This is a genomic window from Amycolatopsis sp. NPDC059027 (genome assembly GCF_042739735.1).
GTDB lineage: Bacteria > Actinomycetota > Actinomycetes > Mycobacteriales > Pseudonocardiaceae > Amycolatopsis.
On sequence record NZ_JBHYIK010000051.1, the window covers coordinates 8,336 to 26,663 of the forward strand.

The window sequence follows — 18,328 nt, forward strand, 5'->3', positions numbered from 1 at the left end:
GCGGTCGGCGCGTTCTCGCCCTCGCTCCCGGGCCTCCGGCCTGGTAAGGAGTCCTTCACGGCCCCGCGAGAGTGACCACGGGCACGGCGAAAAGCGCTGGCTGCTCGTCGGTGCGGCTGATTAAAGTTCCGCCCGTGCATCGGATCTTCCTCGTCACCCCACCCCCCGCCTCCTGAGCGGGGTGTGTGAGCCCGCGCGGCGAACGGCCGTGCGGGCGGCCGATGCTGCCCATCGGTTCCGCTGAATCCGGCCGGTCCGGTCGCTGATTCCCCACGCCCCGCGTCGTCGAACGTCCCTTTCCTTCGACGCTGGAGCGTTTCCCGATGTCCGTTTCCGTTGCCCTGCCGGCGCGTGCCCGCTCGTCGGCCGCGCTGCTGTTCGCCGGTGTCCTGTGGGGAACCGGCGGCCTCGCCGGTTCGCTGCTCGCCTCCCGTGCGGGCCTGCATCCGTTGTCCGTCGCGACGTACCGGCTGCTCGTCGGCGGTCTCGCCGGCGGCCTGTACGTCGCGCTGTCCGGTGGATTACGCGGAATTCCCCGTACCGCAGGGGTGTTCCGCAGGCTGCTCGCCGTCGGCGGTTTGCTGGCGCTGTTCCAGACCTGCTACTTCGCCGCCGTGTCGCTGAGTTCGGTCAGCATCGCCACGATGACGACGATCGGTGCCGTGCCGGTCCTGCTCACGATCGCCGACGCGGTGCGCGGGCGGCGGTTCCCGCGTGGCTGGACGCTCGTCTCGGTCGGCGGTGCCGTCGCCGGGCTGGTCCTGCTGCGCTGGTCGCCGGGCGGGACGGGCGACCCCGCCGGGACCTCGGCGGGCATCGGGCTCGCCCTGGTGGCCGCGGCCGGGTTCGTCGCGCTGACGCTGGTCACCGCGCGCCCCGTCGATGGCCTGGAACCGTTGCCCACCACGGTGTTCGGCTGCCTGGCAGGCGGTGTGCTGCTCAGCCCGGCCGCCGCGTGGTTCGGCATGGGGCTGCCCGCGCGCATGGACGTCCTCGCGCTGGTGTGTTACTTCGGGATCGTGCCGACGGCGCTGGCCTACGCGGCGTACTTCCGGGGACTGACCGGCGCGCATCCGGTGCTCGGCGCGCTGGCGGCGTTGCTCGAACCGCTGACCGCGTCGGTGCTGTCGGTGCTCCTGCTCCACGAACGGCTCGGCGCCGTCGCGTGGTGCGGGGCGGCACTGCTGGCCGGTGCGCTGGTCGTCGGCTACTGGCGGCCCGAACCACGCTGACCTTTGGCGGGGCCGTGCCGGGGCGGCCCCGCTAACGCGGCTCCAGCGGCAGCGCGCGGCCGAGGATGGCGAACGGCCGGGGATCGCCGGCGAAGTGGTAGTCCCGCAGCACGTCGGCGAACTCGAGGCGGCGATAGAGTTTCCACGCCCTGCTGGTGCCCTCGGGAGTGGACAGCAGCACGTTCGCGCTCGGCACGCCGTCGAGCAGCCTGCGCAGCAGGTCCTCGCCGATCTGCTTGCCCTGGTTCTCCGGGCGGACGTGGATCTCGGTCAGCTCGAAGTAGTCCGCGAGCCACCGGTCGGCCTCGGCGGGGCCCGACCGCCGGGTCAGCCCGTGCCGCACCTGTTCGTGCCACCACTGCCCGGCACGGCCGGTGTAGCCGTAGGCCACCCCGAGCAGGACGTCGTCGGAGTCCAGCGCGGCCACGCACCGCCAGCCCGCGCGCAGCGCGTGGGTGAGCCACATCGGCGCGCGCTGCTCGGCGGTGCCCTCGGGATAGTGCATCGCGTTCACGTAGATGGACAGCGCCTCGGGCAGCCGGGCTCGGAACTCGTCCGCGGTCAGCTGGACGTAGCGGGCGACACGGGACGACATCGCGGTCACGGCCGCCCATCCTCCCCCTCGGCGGCTACCGCGGCCGGGATGCCCCCGGTCAGCGCGACCAGGCCGGCGAACGTCGTGGGGTAGACCGACTTGGGGTGTCCGGCGGCGGCCCACACCACGGCGTGCTCCTCGAGCGCGGTGTCGACGAGCGTGGTCAGCTTCGCCGGGTGCCCGACCGGGGCGACGCCGCCGATCGGCTGCCCGGTGTGCGCCCGGACGAAGTCCGCGTCCGCCTTGCCCACCTCGTCGGCACCGACGAGCCGCGCGAGCCGATCGGTGTCGGCGCGGTGGCCGCCGGAGGTGAGCGCCAGGAGCGCCGTCTCGGCGTCGCCGGTGCGGGCCCGGAAGATCAGGCTGTTCGCGATGGCGGCGACCGGGACGCCCAGCGCTTCGGCGGCCTGTGCCGCGGTGCGGACCTCCGCGGGCAGGACCCGGATGCCGTCGGCCGCTTCCGTCTGGCCGGCTTCGGCGAGCGCGGCGGCGACTTTCGCGACGGCGGGGTGGTCGAGGCTGCTCATGACCTCAATGAGATCACGTGCCGGGTCCGGTGTCGTGCACCACGCCCCGAATCCGCCGCCGGGGTTGAGCGAACGGCCCGTCCGGGGTTACTCTGGAAATTGTTCGAACAGACGTTCGACATCTGGTGAGCGCGCACCGGTCAGGTGCCCGGCGCGGGGACGGGGGAAGCGTCTCGGCACCGGGCACCCCCCGGGCACTCGCGCTGGAGGAGGGTCGTCATGTCCGTTTCGGCAGAGGGTGCTGCGAAGTGGAAGCGCGGCACCGAACTGACCCAGGACCGTGCCGTGGCCGGAGGCCGTGACACGGCGAATTCCTTGTCTCCCATGGACTTGTCTTCGATCGAGAATGGGCAGGCCCCGCTGCCGATGCCGTTGCGCCCGCCCGCTCCGCCCGCGGCGGCCGGGCTCCTGGCGCAGGCCAGGCGCGGTCTCGCCGAGGCCGAGCGGGAGCCGGAACCGGCGGAGCGGTTCGTCGGCGCCTATCTGGCGGCGCTGCGTGGCGCCGCGGCGGTGCTCGCCGCGCGGGGCCGCCCGCACCGGGGCCGGGCGCGCCCGGCCAGCGGCTGGGTCCTGCTCGACGCCGTCGCCCCCGAACTGAAGGAGTGGTCCGCCTTCTTCGCGGCCAATTCGGCCACCCGCGCGGCCGCGCAGGCCGGGATCACCGGCAAGGTGACCCCGGAGCTGGCCGCCGGGCTGCTGCGGGCCGCCGCGATGTTCCTGGAGCTGGTCCGGCGCGTGGTCCACGGCCTGCCGATCACCGGGGAAGCCCATGTCGCGTGAGCATGGCCTCCTCCACCAGAAACGGATACTGGAGGCGCTGTCCGCCGAGAGCCTGGTGCTCGGCGAAGCGCTGGGCACCGCCTCGGCCGACGCGCCGGTCCCCGCTTGCCCCGGCTGGTCGCTCGGCGAGGTCGTCCGGCACGTCGGGAGCGTGTACCGCATGGTCCGGCGGTGGCTGCTGGACGGCCGCCGGCCGGACGCCTGGCAGAGCGATCCGGCCGAAGGGCAGTCGCTGGCGGAGTTCTTCGCGGCGGCGCGGCTGGGACTGATCGAGGAACTGGCCGCGCACGACCCGGAAACCCACGCCGACACCTGGTGGCCGGTGGACCGGACATACGGGTTCTGGCGGCGCCGGATGCTGCACGAGACGGTCGTGCACCGGGCGGACGCCCAGCAGGCGGCCGGGCAGGCCGCGCCGGTGATCGACGAGGACATCGCGCTCGACGGGATCGACGAGGCGCTGGCGCTGTGGTTCGGGCAGAAGCTGCCGATGCTCGGGCTCACCGGGACCAGGACGGGGTCGGTCGGTGTGCTGACCGGCGGGCACAGCTGGATCGCGCGGGCCGGGCCCGAGGAACTGGTCGCCTGGCGGTGTTCGCCCGAGGAAGCCGAGCGGGCCGACGACGTCGTGTCGGGCCACCCTCAGCGGATTTTTCTCTGGCTGTGGGGCAGGGCCTCGCCGAGCGCGGTGTCGGTGCGCGGCAGCCGTGACCTCGCGGCCCAGCTGTGGGCGCTGCTGCGGCTCGCCACCCGATGAAGGACCCGGAGTGTGGGGAAGCATGTCCGGGAACTGTCGGGGGTGGCCGCTAGCGTTCCGGGGGTGAGCACTCGCCTGGTGAACCTGACCGTGGACGCGGCGGATCCCGGGGAGCTGGCCCGGTTCTGGGCCACGTTCCTCGGCTGGCGCGTCGCGGTGGACCTGCCCGGCGAGGTGGACGTCCGGGCCCCGGCAGGGGAGGGCTGGGGCCTGGACCTCGTCTTCGCGCCGGTGCCGGAAGCGAAGACGCGGAAGAACCGCGTCCATCTGGATCTGGCGAGCCGGACGCCGGAACACCAGGCGGAGGTGGCCGGGCGGGCGCTGTCGCTCGGGGCACGGAAGATCGACGTCGGCCAGGGCGACGTGCCGTGGGTGGTGCTGGCCGATCCGGAGGGCAACGAGTTCTGCGTGCTCGAACCCCGGGAGCAGTACGCGCGCTCGGGGGCGGTGGCGTCGATCGTCGTCGATTCCGGCGACCCGGCGGCGCTCGCGGAGTTCTGGGCGCTTGCTTCCGGGTGGCCGATCGCGGCGAGGGAGGAGACGATCGTCGGTCTCCAGGCGCCGTCGGGCGTGGGCCCGTGGGTGGAGTTCCTGCGCAACGACGACGTCAAGCAGGGCAAGAACCGGTTGCATCTCGACGTCGCGCCGTTCCGCGGTGACGATCTCGGCGCCGAGGTCACCCGCCTGATCGAGGCCGGGGCGGCCACCGCCGACGTCGGCCAGGGCGAGGTGCCGTGGGGGGTGCTGGCCGATCCGGAGGGCAACGAATTCTGCGTCCTGACGGCCCGCTGAGCCACGCCCGTCCTCGCGGAGCGCTGTCGGTGTCTGGCAGTCTTGGCTACGTGGAGAAGGGGCCGGAACGCGGCATCGGCAGGGCTCACCGGGTAACGCTGACCGTCACCTCGAGCATCGTGGTGGTCGCGGCCGCGGCGGCCGGTTTCCACGAGTCGCCTAACCTTTTCCAGCTGGTCAGCATGGTCGTCGCTGCTTGCGCGGCACTACTGGTCGCTGTCTTGTCCGCTCCGAGCTCAGCCAAAACCTCCCGGGCGGTATGAACAGTACGAAAGGGCCTTCTCAAAAACTCCGTAGTCAGTCAATGTCACGTTGACTAGAACTGGCTCGGGTACTGACGGCCCGCTGAACGCCGTCGGTGTGTTTCGGCCGGGTTGCGTGGCCTGCGGAAACGCTGACAAGGGCGAAACAAGGGCGCCGTGGTACGGCAACAAGCCGCCGGGACCGTGGGGGCATGGAAACCTCTCGAGTTCGGCCTCACCCGCTCCGCCGCGTCGTGACGGAGCAGCCGGTAACCACGTCCTCGGCGTGGCGGGTCCGGATCCGGATGGACGACCATCCCGGGACGCTCGCCCGGATCGCGATCCGGCTCGCCGATCTCGAGTGCAACATCCTCGGACTGAGCGTGCTGCCGGTCCCGGGCGGGGTGCTCGACGAGATCGTGCTGCGGCCGGCGTCCGGTCTGCCCCGGCAGCATCTGATCGACGCGATGCGTGAGGAGGGCTGCGAATGCTCGGCGGTCATCGACGCCGATGTGCACGAACTCGTGGACTCGGCGTCGACGACTCTCGGCGCGGCCAGGCGGGCGGTGGAAACCCCGGCGGCGGTCGCCGAGGTGCTGAAGGACGTCCTCACCGCCGACGTCGTCACGCTGGTCCCGGTGCTCGAAGCGAATCCGGATCGGACCGAGGGCGGCCACCGTGCCGTGTTCGCGCTGGACCGCGATACCGCGCTCGTGGCACGCCGCCGCTGGGCGCCGTTCGTCGACCTCGAACTCACCCGGGCCCTCGCGTTGACCGGGCTGCTCACCGCGGTCGAGGAGAACGTTTCGGGGCCCGTGGTGCTCGACCGGCCCGACGGCGTCGCGGTGGTGCTGCGCAAGGGAACCCCCGGCGACGCCGGTGCCGTTTCCGAACTCCACCGGCGCTGCTCGATGAACACCCTGTTCCGCCGCTACCACACCGGCGTCCGCTCGGTACCGCGCCGATGGCTGCACCGGCTGCTCGTGCCGCCCCGCGGCGCCAGTGTGCTGGCGGTCTGCGGACGCGAGGTGATCGGTCTCGGCCAGCTGATCCCGGGCGCGGCGGGCGGCCCGGCCGAGGTGTCGCTCCTGGTGGAGGACGCCTGGCAGCGTCAGGGCATCGGCACCGCGTTGCTCTCCCGGCTCGGGGTGCTCGCCAGGGCGGACCGGTTCGCCGAGCTCTCGGCGGTGTGCCTTCCCGGGGACGACGCCCTGGTCCGCACCGCGGCACGCGCCGGGATGTCCGCCGAGCGCACGGGTGAGGATGGTGCGGTGCGGATCCTGCTGGACTGAGCGGGGCTCAGCGTTTCCAGAACCAGTCCTTTTCCCGGGCCTGGCGCAGCGCCTGCTTCTTGCGGTCCGGGACCAGCCGGTCCAGGTAGAGCTTCCCGTCGAGATGGTCGGTCTCGTGCTGGAGGCACTGGGCAAGCACCTCGGTGCCCTCGACCTCGATCGGCTCATTGCGCAGGTCGACCCCGCGCACCACGGCGTGCTTCGCACGCCGCACCGGAAACCACAGCTCGGGCACGGAGAGACAGCCCTCGCCGATCTCGTGGGTTTCTTCGGACAGCGAGACGATCTCCGGATTGATCACGTACCCGGTCAGGCCGCCGACGTCGTAGCTGAACACCCGGAGGCCGACGCCGATCTGTGGCGCGGCGAGCCCGGCCCGCCCGTCCGGTTCGACGGAGTCGAGGAGGTCCTTCACCAGTGCTTCGGTCTTCTTGTCGAAGGTCGTCACCGGATCGCACACCATCTTGAGGACGGGGTCCCCGAAGTAGCGCAGCTCGCGCATCGCCATGATCAAACGTCCTTTGCCCGAATCTCCGGCGAAGTCTAGTGATACCCGCGGGACCACCGGGCGCAACCATCCTCCTGCGTGAGGCACGGCTCAATAGGCGGCTCGCAGCCGCAGACCCTGCGGTGTGGCACGGAATCCCGCTTCACGGAGGATTTCGGCGAGCTCGGAGGTGAGCGCCTGCTCCCCGTCGGCGCGTTGCACGGCGAGCTGCCCCAGCCAGCCCTCGCGGACCGCGGTGGACAGCGCCCGCGCGGCCGCGCGCAATGGCTCCGGCTCGGTGGTGAAGCTCAGCAGCGACCGGCCGCCACGCTCGACGTACAGCGCCGGGACCCCGTCCACCAGGACCGCGAGTGCCCCGGCCTTGCGGGCGGGACGGTGTTTGGTGTCCCCGGTCGCCGCGGGCCACGGCAGTGCCGCGCCGTACGGCTGTGCCGGGTCGGCCGCGGCGAGGACCACCGCTGAGGAGATGTCCGCCGGGTTTCGCGGGCCGGACAGCGCGCGCAGCCGGTCGACCGCGCCCTTGGCCGCGAACTGCGCGGCGCCGAGCCCCTCGACGACGTAGCCCCGCACGACCTGACCGGTGTCCTCCATCCCGCGCAATACTTTGTAGATCCCGGAAAACCCGCCGGTGACCCGTTCGGTGTCGAGCGCGCCGCGGGTGAGGACGCCGTGTCGTTCGAGGAACGCCTCTGTCCGCGCGTGCGCCCGCCGGGTCGGCTCGGCCTCGCGGACCGGGGTGAGCGCCCAGCGCCCGGCCACCGTTGGCGGCCCGGACCGGGACGGCATCTGCGGGCGCCCGGCGCGCAGCCGCGCGTACCGGCCACGTGGCGCCTGGCGCCGCGGTTTGTGCGCGCCGTGCCCGGCGACCTGGGCGCGCAGGGGACCGAGGGTGTCGCCGGTGACGAGCCCGGCCCACACCAGATCCCACAGCGCCGCCACGACGTCACCGTCGGCCGGCGGCGCTTCGAGCTGGGGCGTGACGCGGTCCACCAGCTGCCGGAAGAACAGCGCGCCACCCTCCAAAGTGGACACGAGGGCCGCGTGCAGTGGCGAATCCGGCCGGGTTTCCTCGACCTCGGGCAACAGCAGGTCGGCGACGTCCGAGGGCGCGAGCGCGAGCCAGCCGTCCCCGCCGGACAGCGCCCCGCACCCGCACCAGGTGACCTCGCCCGCGGTGGTCAGCTCGTCGAGCAGCGCGGGGGAGTAGCCGGGCAGCCTGCTGGGCAGGATCAGCGATTCCACCGCGCTCGCCGGAAGCGGGGCCCCGGCCAGTTGTTCCACCACCGAAAGGACGTCGTCCGCGGTCGGCGCCGAGCGGACCCGGCCGCCAATGCCGTGCCAGGCCGGAAGGAAACGGCCCAGCACGGCGGGCTCGACCGGCTCGACCTCGGCGCGCAGCTTCGCCAGCGACGCCCGGCGCAGCCGCCGCAACACCGCCGTGTCGCAGTATTCGACGCCGACCCCGTGCGTGTCCGGATGCCCGAGCGGGCTCAGCTCGCCGCGGACGAGCCTGCCCTGCCCGGTCAGCCTGTCCAGCACGCCCGTGACGACCGCGGTGCCCAGCCCGAACCGTTCGGCGGCCTGGCTCGCCGCGAACGGCCCGCGGATCCGGGCGTACCGGGACAGGAGATCGCCCAGGGGATCCTCGACCGGTTCGGTGAACGCCTCGGGCACACCTACCGGCAGCGCAGCGCCCAGCGCGTCCCGCACTCGCCCGGCGTCCTCGATGGCGAGATAGCGCTCCTCGCCGCCGATCCGCACCCGGATCGCCCGCCGTGCCGATTCGAGCTCGGCCAGCCACTCCGGCTCGACACCGCGTTCGGCAGCCTCCACAGTGGACAGATCACCGAGGAACCGCAGCAGGTCCGCGGCGTCCTCCGCCGAACGTGCCTTCCGGTCGGGATCCAGCCGCTGCAGCGAGCGCTCGACCTCGGCCACCGCGGCCGGATCGAGCAGTTCGCGGATCGCCTCCGTGCCCAGCAATTCGGCCAGCAGCGCCGAATCCAGCGACAGCGCCGCCGCGCGCCGCTCGGCAAGTGGCGCGTCCGTCTCGTACAGGAACATCCCGACGTAGCCGAACAGCAGGCTGCGCGCGAACGGTGAGGCCGACGGTGTCTCGACTTCGGCGAGCCGCACCTTGCGGGCCCGGACGTCGGCCATCAGTTCCTTCAGCCCGCCCACGTCGTAGACGTCCTGCAGGACCTCGCGCATCGCCTCCAGCACGACCGGGAACCGCTCGTACTTCGCCGCCACCGACAGCAACTGCGACGCACGCTGCCGCTGCTGCCACAGCGGTGTCCGCCGCCGGGGATCGCGGCGGGGCAGCAGCAGCGACCGGGCCGCGCATTCCCGGAAGCGGGCCGCGAACACCGCCGAGCCGCCGACCTCGGTGACGATCAGCTGCTCGACCTCGTCGGGATCCAGCAGTACGTCGTCCGTGCCGATGGTGACCTCCGCGCCGTCGGCGTCCAGCGCGTCCGGCAGCCGCAACACGATCCCGTCGTCGGAGTGCGCCACCTGCGCGTCCACCCCGCGGTTTTCCCGCAGCCGGGCCGCGATCGCCAGCGCCCACGGCGCGTTCACCTGCGCGCCGAAGGGGGAGTGCAGGACGATCCGCCAGTCGCCCAGCTCGTCCCGGTAACGCTCCAGCAGGATCATCCGGTCGTTCGGCACGTGCCGGGTGGCCGCCTTCTGCTCCTCCAGGTAGCCGAGCAGATTGTCCCGCGCCCGCTCGTCCAGCCCGGCCGCCGCCGCACGCTCCCGCGCCTTCTTGGAGTCCGAAGTGGACAGTTCGCGGACGAACTTTCCCAGTGCCCGCCCCAGTTCCAGTGGGCGCCCCGGCGCGTCGCCCTTCCAGAACGGCATCCGCGCCGGTTCGCCGGGCGCGGGCACCACGATCACCCTGTCATGGGTGATCTCGGTGATCCGCCAGGACGACGTGCCGAGCAGGATGGTGTCGCCCACCCGGGACTCGTAGACCATCTCCTCGTCGAACTCGCCCACGCGCGACCCGGGTTTGCCGTCGGTGCCCGGGGTCATCACGGTGAACAGGCCGCGATCGGGGATCGTGCCGCCGGAGGTGACCGCGAGCCGCTGCGAACCCGGCCGCCCGCGCAACTCGCCGGCGATCCTGTCCCAGGTGATCCGTGCCCGCAGCTCGCCGAACTCCTCGCTCGGGTACCGCCCGGCCAGCATGTCGAGCACCGCGTGCAGCGCGTCGTCGGGCAGCGCGGTGAACGGCGCCGCCCGCCGGACCAGCGCGGCCAGCTCCGCCACCGTCCACGGTTCGAGCGCGACCATGGACACGACGTGCTGGGCCAGTACGTCGAGTGGGTTGCGGGGATACCGCACGGCCTCGATCGCGCCCGCCGACATCCGTTCCGCGACCACCGCGCACGACACCAGGTCGCCGCGGAACTTCGGGAACATCACCCCCGACGACACCGCGCCGACCTGGTGTCCGGCCCTGCCGACCCGTTGCAGCCCGGAGGCGACCGTGGGCGGGGCCTCGATCTGCACCACCAGATCGACCGCGCCCATGTCGATGCCCAGCTCCAGCGAGGATGTCGCCACGACACACGGAAGCCTGCCGGACTTCAGGTCCTCCTCGACATGGGTGCGCTGTTCCCGCGACATCGACCCGTGGTGGGCCCGCGCGATCACCGGTGCCGCGCCGGTGGTGAGCCCGGACTGGCCGATCGCCTCCGCCGGGAAGCTGTCCGCCGGGGCCAGCTCGGTCTTCTCGGCAGCCAGTTCGTTGAGCCGCGCGGTGAGCCGCTCGGCCAGCCGCCGCGAGTTGGCGAACACGATCGTCGACCGATGAGCCCGGATCAGCTGCAGGACCCGCTCCTCGACCGCGGGCCAGATCGACGCCCGCTGGACCGGGTTCCCGCTGATCTCCTCCATCGTCCCGAGCCCGCCGGGCGCGATCTCGCCCGGCGGATGCGGTTCGAGCGCGTCGAGGTCGTCCATCGGGGACGACGGCGCGTCGAGATTGGCCATGTCCTCGACCGGGACCTCGACCCGCACCTCGATCGTCTTCGCCAGCTTCGGCTGCACGATGGTGACCGGCCGCCCGCCCGCGAGGAACGCGCTCACCTCGTCGATCGGGCGGACCGTCGCCGACAGCCCGATGCGCTGAGCGGGCTTGGGCAGCAACGAGTCCAGCCGTTCCAGCGACAACGCCAGATGCGCGCCGCGCTTGCCGCCCGCGACCGCGTGCACCTCGTCCACGATCACGGTCTCGACGCCGCGCAGCGACTCCCGCGCCGACGACGTCAGGATGAGGAACAGCGACTCCGGCGTGGTCACCAGGACGTCCGGCGGGGTCTTGCCGAAGGAACGCCGCTCGGCCGCGGTGGTGTCCCCGGTGCGCATGCCGACGGTGATCTCCGGGGCGGGCAGCCCGAGCCGGTGGGCGGCCTGCGCGATCCCGGCCAGCGGCGCCCGCAGGTTCCGCTGCACGTCGACCGCGAGGGCCTTCAGCGGGGAGACGTAGAGGATCCGGCAGCGCTTCTGTGCTTCCGCGGGTGGTGGCTCCACGGACAGCCTGTCGAGTGCCCAGAGGAAGGCCGACAGCGTCTTGCCGGACCCGGTCGGCGCGACGACCAGCGCGTGCTCGCCGGCGTGCGCGGCCCGCCATGCCCCCTCCTGCGCCGCGGTGGGCGCGGCGAAGGCCCCCGCGAACCAGGCCCGGGTCGCGGGGGAGAACAGGTCGAGCACGTCAGCTGCCACGTCCTCCATCTTGCGCGGCACCCCCGACAATTTCCGCACCGCCCGCCGTCAGGACCGTTCCGCTCCCGGCGAACGCCGCCGTGTCCGCCCCCGGAAAGGAGTCCGTGACCAGCGAGACCTCCCGGTCCAACGGCGTCCAGTACGGGAACGGGGCCTCGCCGAGCTTGGAGTGGTCGGCCAGTACGTACGCCGACGCCGCCGAGTGCAGCATCGCGTGCTTGACCTGCGACTGCTCCAGCGACGGACAACACAGCCCACGTCCGGCGACGATCCCGTCCGCGCCGAGGAACACCCGATCCGGTGAGAGGTGCCGCAGCTGGGCGAGCACGCTCTCGCCGAGCAGCGCCTCGTTCGGATGCCGCAGCCGCCCGCCCAGCACGATGAGGTCGATCCCGTCGAAATCGGCGAGGGCGCGGATCACCGTGACGCCGTTGGTGACGACGGTGAGTCCTTCGCGATGCGCGAGATGCCGGGCGACGCGCCCGGTCGTCGTCCCGGCGTCGAGTAGCACCATTTCGCCGTCCTGGACCAGCGCGGCGGCTTCGCGCGCGATCGCGTCCTTCGCGTCGGCGTTGCTCGCGTCCTTCTCCCGCAGACTGCGCTCCAGCCCGTGTCCGGCTTCGAGCGCCCCGCCGTAGGTCCGCACGACGTGCCCCGCTCCGGCGAGGGAGGCGAGGTCACGCCGGATCGTCGACGGCGAGACCCCGAACTCCTCGGCCAGTTCCGCGATGCCGCACGAGCCGTCGCGGACGGCTTCGAGCAGCATCGCGCGCCGGTCACGAGTGGTCGGACGTGGCTGGGGCACGGATCACCTCCGGCGCGGACGTGGGCCGCAGCCCGAAGTACGCCAGCGCCGCCGCCACCGCGAGGAACGCGGCGAGCACCACGAACCCGGTGGTCGAGGTCCCGGTGACGTCGGTCAGCCAGCCGACGAGGTACGGCCCGGCGAACCCGCCGAGGTTGCCCAGCGCGTTGATCACGCCCATCGCCACCGCGACGACCTCGATCCCGAGAATCTGGCTCGGCACCGCCCAAAAGGGCCCGTACGGCATGTACACCCCGGCCGCGACCACGCACAGCAGCACGAACTGCACCACTGGCGGCCAGTGCACCAGATTGCCCAGCAGCAGCCCCGCGATCGCGATCAGCAGCGGGACGGTGACCGCCATCCGCCGGTTGCCCGTGCGGTCCGACCACAGCGCGCAGCTCAGCATCGCCACCAGCGCGAGCACGTACGGGATCGCCGAGAGGAACCCGACCGCGGTCGCCGAACCGCCCGTCATCGTCTTCACCACCGAGGGCAGCCAGAGGCTGAAGCCGTAGAACCCGGTGATCCAGAAGAAGTAGACGCCGATGAGCAGCAGCACCGATTTGTTGCGCAGTGCCTGCCGGTAGCCCTGTTTCGCCACCGACGGCTTCGCGGCCTCCTCTGCGGCGAGCGTCGTTTCGAGGTACTCCCGTTCCTCGCGGGAAATCCAGCGTGCCTGCGAAGGCCGGTCCGCCACCGCGAACCACCACACGATCGCCCACACCAGCGGCGGGAGTCCCTGGAGCACGAACACCCAGCGCCAGGACATGTGGTCGAGCATGAACCCGGACAGCGGGGACATCAGGATCGCCGAGATCGGCAGGCAGCTCATCCACAGCGCGTTCGCGCGTGCCCGTTCCTTCTGCGGGAACCAGGAAGCCAGCAGGATCAGGACGGCGGGCCACACACCACCTTCGAACAGGCCGAGCAGCAGCCGCGCGAGATGCAGCTGCGTCTCGCTCCGGACGAGCCCGCACAGCACCGCGGCCAGCGCCCACAGGATCATCAGCAGCACCACGGTCTTGCGGGCGCTCCACTTCGCGGCGAGCACCGCGGCGGGGATCTGCAGGACGAGGTAGCCGATGAAGAAGATGCCGCTGGCCAGCCCCTTCGCGCTGGCCGACAAGGGAAAGTCGGAGCCGATGTAGGGCAGGATCACCGCGACGTTGGTGCGGTCGAGGTAGGCCAGCATGTACATGACGACCGCGACCGGGATGACGTACGCCCAGCGCTTGCGGGGAATCACGTTCATGGTGTTCACCGGGCCGGTGGGTAGATGTCGGGCAGCTTCGGCGCGTACGGAGCGAGTTCGACCGCGGCGCGGAACGCGGCGCGCATCGTGCCGTGTGAAGCCTTCCCGGTGCCGGCGATGTCGAACGCCGTCCCGTGGTCGACCGACGTCCGCAGGATCGGCAGGCCCACGGTGACCGACACCGTGCCGTCGAAGTCGTAGGTCTTCGACGCGATGTGTCCCTGGTCGTGGTAGAGCGAGAGAACCCCGGCGAACCGGCCCTGAAGTCCTTGGTGGAACACGGAATCCGCCGGGATCGGGCCGACGACGTCGAGGCCGTCGGCACGCGCCGCCTCGACCGCGGGGGCGATCGCGACGATCTCCTCGTCGCCGAACTTCCCGTTCTCGCCGCCGTGCGGGTTCAGCGCCGCGACGGCCAGTGTGGGCTTGTCCGCGCCGAAGACCTCCAGCGCCGTGTACGCCTCGCGGATCGCGTGCTCGATGTTGTCCTTGGTGATCTTCCCGATCGCTTCGCGCAGGGAGAGATGCCTGGTGGCGAAGAAGATCTTCAGCCCGGCGACCCAGAACATCGTGTTGAACCTGGTCGACCCGGTCAGCTCGCCGAGCATCTCGGTGTGGCCGAGGTGTTTCGACCCGGCGGCCCAGATGGCCTCCTTGTTGATCGGCGACGTCACGACCGCCGCGACCTCGCCGTTCAGCGCGGCCTTCGTCGCGGCCTCGATCGCGGCGACGGCCGAGGCCCCCGCCGTCGCGTTCACCTCGCCCCACGGCAGGTCCTCGGTCACGATGCCGAGGTCGAGGACGTCGATGGTCCCGGGCTCGAACCGCGCTTCGTCCACAGTGGACACCGGGTTGACCTCGACGTCCAGCCCCAGCAGGGAAACGGCGCGGCGCAGCACCGGCGCGTCGCCGACGGCGAGGCCACGCGCGATCCGTCCGGACTCCGGTTCGGCCAGCGTGCGGGCGGTGATCTCCGGCCCGATGCCGGCGGGGTCGCCGAGGGTGACGGCCAGAATGGGTTTCTCGCTCAAGACTGGTTCCTTCCGTGATGGGTGGCGAGGACGTAGTTGAGGTGTTCGAGGCACTGCACGGCCGCGGCGGCGTCGCCGATCAGGCCGCCCTTGGTGGCGAACGGGAGCCCGTCGAACGCGCCGCCGACCAGCCGTCCGGCGACGGCGAGCGGGAGCACCTCGGTGTCGATCTCGAAGCCGTCCGCGCCGAGGGCCTTGGTGACTTCGACGGCGATGTCGCCACCGGACGCGTACAACGCGCCGATGCGGTACCGCGTCAGCGCCAGCCGGGCCGCCTTGGCCAGTGCGACCGGGAGCCAGGCCGCGACCGCCGGATCCGCCGGCACGCCGGGGGCGGGCGGCACCGCGCGGATGCCGACGACGCGATGCCCGGCGGCGAGCAGCTTTCCGACACCTTCGACGATCTCCGCGGGATCGGGCTGGTCAGCCGAGACGTCGACGTAGCGCGCGTCCAGCACCTGTTCGGTCTCGGCCAGCTGGTCCCGCGTCTGCGCGGTGATGCTGCCGACGACGGCGAGCACCGGCGGCACCTCGCCGCGTCCGGGCGCCAGGCCCAGCGCCGAGGCGAGCCGGACGCCGAACGGGCCGGAATCGACCGAAATCCACCGGGTGCCGTCCTCGGCGGTCAGCCGCGCGGCCGCCTGCGCGATCGCGGTCAGATGCCGGTTCGTGGTCGCGTCGCACACGACGATCTCGCCCGCTTCCCGTAGCGCGTCGACGACACCGTCCACTCCGGACTCGACGACGTCCAGCGAGAGCTCGGTGATCGTGCGCCCGCCCGCCGGGTCGAGCAGGGTGCGGATCCGGGAGGAGCGCACCGGGGTCAGCGGGTCGCGGGCCGCCGGGCTTTCCGCGAGAGGCTTGCCGTCGACGAGGTGCAGGCCGCCGAGGGTGACCCGGCCCGCGTCGGGGAAGGCGGGCACGACCAGCGCGCGGGCGGCCGGAGCCGAGTCGAGGACGGCCTCGGTCTCGGCGCTGACGTTGCCGCGCAAGGTGGTGTCGACGCGTTTGACGGTCAGTTCCACCGGCCCGGCCAGCGCGATCGCGGCGCGCACGGCGGCCTTGGCCTGCCCGGGGTCAGCGTGCCGGGTGCCGAGATTGACCACCAGCGCGTCGATCCCGCTGTCCTGGCGCAAACAGGGCGACGACGGCGTGAGCGGCGCGCTCACCGAAACCGCGCGGAGACCGAAGCGCGCGTACAGCGCTCCGGTGGCGTTGCTGCCGGTCAGATCGTCGCCGAGGACGAGCAGTTTCGGCACGGCGGCTCCCGGTTTCCTCGGCAATGAGTTGCGCAGTTCGTGCAACTTGGTTGAGCGAACTGCGCAGACATCCTGCGCCGAGGGTGACCTGTACGTCAAGGCGGCGGCGAGTTTGCCGGGTCCGCACGCACGGTGACCGTCCCCATGGGAGCATCACGGCCAGCGCCCGCGACCGGTGTTCCGGTCGTACTGGGACGGGTGCTGGCCTGGTGTGAGGGGAGTGAGCGTGCGGATCCTGTCGGTGGACCTCGGGACGTCCAACACCGTCGCCGTGTTGTCGGCGCACGGCATGCCGCCGAGGGTCGTCGAGGTGGACGGCTCGGCGAACATGCCGTCGGCGGTGTTCGCCACCGAAGAGGGCACGATCATGGTCGGCCGCGACGCCGAGCGCCGCGCCCGGCTTGACCCGACCCGCTTCGAGCCCAACCCCAAGCGGCGCATCGACGAGCAGACGCTGCTGCTCGGCACCGACGTCGTGCCGGTCAACGAAGCGCTGGCCGCGATCCTGCGGCGCGTGCTGGAGGAGACCACGCGGCAGCTCGGCGGCGAGCAGCCCGACGAGGTCCGGCTGACCCACCCCGCGCAGTGGGGCCCGGTGCGGCGCAACGTTCTGCTGTCCGCGGCGCGGCTCGCCGGGATCGCCGGGAACGTGCTGCTGGTGCCCGAGCCCGTCGCCGCCGCCGCGCACTTCGCGTCGTTCCCCGGCAAGGCGCTGGCGCCGGGCCAGGCACTCGCCGTGTACGACCTCGGCGCGGGCACGTTCGACGTCGCGGTCGTGGGCGCCACGCAGACCGGGTACACCGTGCTCGCCGAGGACGGCCTCCCCGACCTCGGCGGCCTCGACGTCGACCAGGCGCTGATGGTCCACGTCGGACGCGAGGTGTCGCATTCGGACCCCCAGCGCTGGCAGCGGCTGCTGCGCCCGGAGTCCACCGCGGACCGCCGGACCCGCCGCGCGCTGCAGGAGGACGTCAAGGCGGCGAAGGAGGCGTTGTCGCGGCATCCGCAGACCGAGGTCCCGATGCCGGAGCCGTTCCACGACGTCCTGGTCACCCGCGGCGAGCTGGAAGGCCTGGTGCGCCCGGCGATGCTGCGCAGCGTCGAGCTGATGGCGCGGACGCTGCGTTCGTCCGGGCTGTCCCCGGACCGGCTCGCCGGGATCTACCTGGTCGGCGGGTCGAGCAGGCTGCCGCTGGTGGGCTCGATGATCGCGGAGAAGCTCGGCGTCGTCCCCGGCAGCCTCGACCAGCCGGAGACCGCGGTCGCGCTGGGCGCCCAGCACGTCGCCCGCGACGGCCTTTCCATGCGTACCCAGAACGTCGACGGCCAGGTCGCGAACGGGGCCGGGGCGCCGCAGATGGCCCCGCCGAGCGGCCCGTACGCCCCGCCGCCCGCGCAGGGGTACCCGGGCCCCGGCCAGGCGGGCGGGTACGCGCCGTCGAACTTCCCGCCCAGCGGGCCCCAGCAGCAGCCGCCGCAGCCCCCGCCGTCGAACTTCCCGACGTACTCGCTGGCGGGCAAGGACGAAGGCGGCAAGGCAGCGAACAAGAAGAAGCTGACCATCGGCATCGCGATCGCGGCGGTGGTCGTGCTGCTCGCGGGTGGCCTGGTGTACTTCCTCGGCTCGTCGTCGGCGGCCACCTACACCGCGGACCAGTGCAAGACGCCCGGCCAGGCCGAGGCCAACGGCCTCACCGGCTGCATGCGCCAGCTCGCCGGGAAGATCGCCGACACCGGCGACTGCAAACCCGGTATGGGCAACGGGCCCGCCGCGCCGGCACAGAGCCTCGGCGCGTCGGCGACCTGCTCGGCGCCGGGCCGCGCGGGCACCCAGGTGACGTACGTGCAGAGCGACTCGGCGGACAAGCTCAAGCAGTACACCGATCAGCTGCTGGCCTCGGCGGGCGGGGACCGGACCGAAGCGGAGTGGGCGGGCAACGGGCTCAAGGGCCGGTACTCCTCGGCCGCGGGGAAGGCGTCGGCGGTGCTGGTGTTCTCGGTGGGCGACCGGCCGCTGGCCGGGTTCATCTACCAGCTCAACTCCGACCAGGGCGCGGCCGTCACTCCCGGCACGCTGGCCGACTACTTCGAGAAGAGCGTCCAGCCCGGCGAATAACTCCCGGTTCCGCCCGTGGCCCGGAATGCCGTTAAGGCCACCTTACGGGGCGTTCGACGCCCATAAGGTGGCCTTAACGGCACGTCGCCTAGGATCGAGCCGATGCGTATCACGGTTTTCCGGCGGCTGATGGCCGAGGAGTTCGGGCCCGGCCGCGCCGAGATCCTGTCCAAGGACCACGTGTTCAGCGGGCTCGGCGGCCGGACCGTCGAGCAGGCGCTGGCCGCGGGGACCCCGGCCAAGGAGATCTGGCGGGAGGTCTGCGCGGCCTTCGACGTCCCGCCCGAGCGGCGCTGACATCGGTACTGGACAGCACTAGGCCCGCACTGACCTGCGCGGATCCGGCCCGGCGCGTCCGGAGCGGGTGAAAAATCCTAGCCGAAGGGTGTGTCGCTGCCGACCT

Annotated in this window: 15 protein-coding genes; 7 read left to right on the plus strand and 8 right to left on the minus strand. The window is 72.3% G+C overall.

The genetic code is table 11. From position 1 onward, the window contains the following. Positions 1–323: 323 nt before the first annotated feature. Positions 324–1,232 carry a DMT family transporter gene (locus ACFWY9_RS30325; protein WP_378340480.1) on the plus strand — a complete coding sequence of 303 codons (909 nt, stop codon included), beginning with the start codon at positions 324–326 and terminating at the stop codon, positions 1,230–1,232. A 31-nt stretch (positions 1,233–1,263) separates the two neighbouring features. On the opposite strand, the gene ACFWY9_RS30330 is transcribed toward ACFWY9_RS30325, so the two are convergent. Beyond that, positions 1,264–1,827 carry a GNAT family N-acetyltransferase gene (locus ACFWY9_RS30330; protein ID WP_378326522.1) on the minus strand — a complete coding sequence of 188 codons (564 nt, stop codon included), beginning with the start codon at positions 1,825–1,827 and terminating at the stop codon, positions 1,264–1,266. 5 nt (positions 1,828–1,832) lie between these two features. Beyond that, positions 1,833–2,354: a YbaK/EbsC family protein gene (locus tag ACFWY9_RS30335; RefSeq protein ID WP_378340481.1), complete on the minus strand. Its 522-nt coding sequence runs from the start codon at positions 2,352–2,354 to the stop codon at positions 1,833–1,835. A gap of 324 nt (positions 2,355–2,678) precedes the next feature. Between ACFWY9_RS30335 and ACFWY9_RS30340 the strand changes: the two genes are divergently transcribed. The 4 genes from ACFWY9_RS30340 to ACFWY9_RS30355 all read left to right on the plus strand — a co-directional run bounded on the left by ACFWY9_RS30340 (position 2,679) and on the right by ACFWY9_RS30355 (position 6,217). Beyond that, a complete protein-coding gene (locus ACFWY9_RS30340; protein ID WP_378326485.1) occupies positions 2,679–3,134 on the plus strand; it encodes an SAV_6107 family HEPN domain-containing protein in 456 nt (151 codons plus the stop codon). Beyond that, positions 3,124–3,891, plus strand: a complete 768-nt coding sequence (locus ACFWY9_RS30345; RefSeq protein ID WP_378326484.1) for a maleylpyruvate isomerase N-terminal domain-containing protein — start codon at positions 3,124–3,126, stop codon at positions 3,889–3,891. Before ACFWY9_RS30340 ends, ACFWY9_RS30345 begins: the two co-directional genes overlap by 11 nt. 63 nt (positions 3,892–3,954) lie before the next feature. Beyond that, positions 3,955–4,683, plus strand: a complete 729-nt coding sequence (locus tag ACFWY9_RS30350; RefSeq protein ID WP_378340482.1) for a VOC family protein — start codon at positions 3,955–3,957, stop codon at positions 4,681–4,683. A 454-nt stretch (positions 4,684–5,137) separates the two neighbouring features. Further along, positions 5,138–6,217, plus strand: a complete 1,080-nt coding sequence (locus tag ACFWY9_RS30355) for a GNAT family N-acetyltransferase (RefSeq protein WP_378340483.1) — start codon at positions 5,138–5,140, stop codon at positions 6,215–6,217. Between the two features lie 7 nt (positions 6,218–6,224). On the opposite strand, the gene def is transcribed toward ACFWY9_RS30355, so the two are convergent. The 6 genes from def to ACFWY9_RS30385 all read right to left on the minus strand — a co-directional run bounded on the left by def (position 6,225) and on the right by ACFWY9_RS30385 (position 15,809). Further along, the gene (gene def, locus ACFWY9_RS30360) at positions 6,225–6,725 is read right to left on the minus strand and encodes a peptide deformylase (protein ID WP_378326481.1); all 501 of its coding nucleotides are present in this window, start codon (positions 6,723–6,725) and stop codon (positions 6,225–6,227) included. 90 nt (positions 6,726–6,815) lie between these two features. Next, entirely contained in the window at positions 6,816–11,468 is a 4,653-nt protein-coding gene (locus ACFWY9_RS30365; protein WP_378340484.1) for an ATP-dependent helicase, read from the minus strand. Further along, complete coding sequence (locus ACFWY9_RS30370) at positions 11,449–12,264, minus strand: DeoR/GlpR family DNA-binding transcription regulator (protein WP_378340485.1); 816 nt, start codon at positions 12,262–12,264, stop codon at positions 11,449–11,451. The genes ACFWY9_RS30365 and ACFWY9_RS30370 overlap by 20 nt, the downstream gene beginning before the upstream one ends. Beyond that, complete coding sequence (locus tag ACFWY9_RS30375; RefSeq protein ID WP_378340486.1) at positions 12,236–13,519, minus strand: MFS transporter; 1,284 nt, start codon at positions 13,517–13,519, stop codon at positions 12,236–12,238. The genes ACFWY9_RS30370 and ACFWY9_RS30375 overlap by 29 nt, the downstream gene beginning before the upstream one ends. Positions 13,520–13,524: 5 nt before the next feature. After that, positions 13,525–14,550 (minus strand): 4-hydroxythreonine-4-phosphate dehydrogenase PdxA, encoded by a 1,026-nt coding sequence (gene pdxA, locus ACFWY9_RS30380; RefSeq protein ID WP_378340487.1) that lies wholly within the window; start codon positions 14,548–14,550, stop codon positions 13,525–13,527. After that, entirely contained in the window at positions 14,547–15,809 is a 1,263-nt protein-coding gene (locus ACFWY9_RS30385) for a four-carbon acid sugar kinase family protein (protein ID WP_378340488.1), read from the minus strand. The genes pdxA and ACFWY9_RS30385 overlap by 4 nt, the downstream gene beginning before the upstream one ends. Before the next feature lie 226 nt (positions 15,810–16,035). On the opposite strand from ACFWY9_RS30385, the gene ACFWY9_RS30390 reads away from it, so the two are divergent. After that, positions 16,036–17,925 carry an Hsp70 family protein gene (locus tag ACFWY9_RS30390; RefSeq protein WP_378326476.1) on the plus strand — a complete coding sequence of 630 codons (1,890 nt, stop codon included), beginning with the start codon at positions 16,036–16,038 and terminating at the stop codon, positions 17,923–17,925. Positions 17,926–18,027: 102 nt separating this feature from the next. Then, positions 18,028–18,222, plus strand: coding sequence for a DUF3046 domain-containing protein (locus ACFWY9_RS30395; RefSeq protein WP_378326475.1), 195 nt, complete (start codon positions 18,028–18,030; stop codon positions 18,220–18,222). Positions 18,223–18,328: the final 106 nt, after the last annotated feature.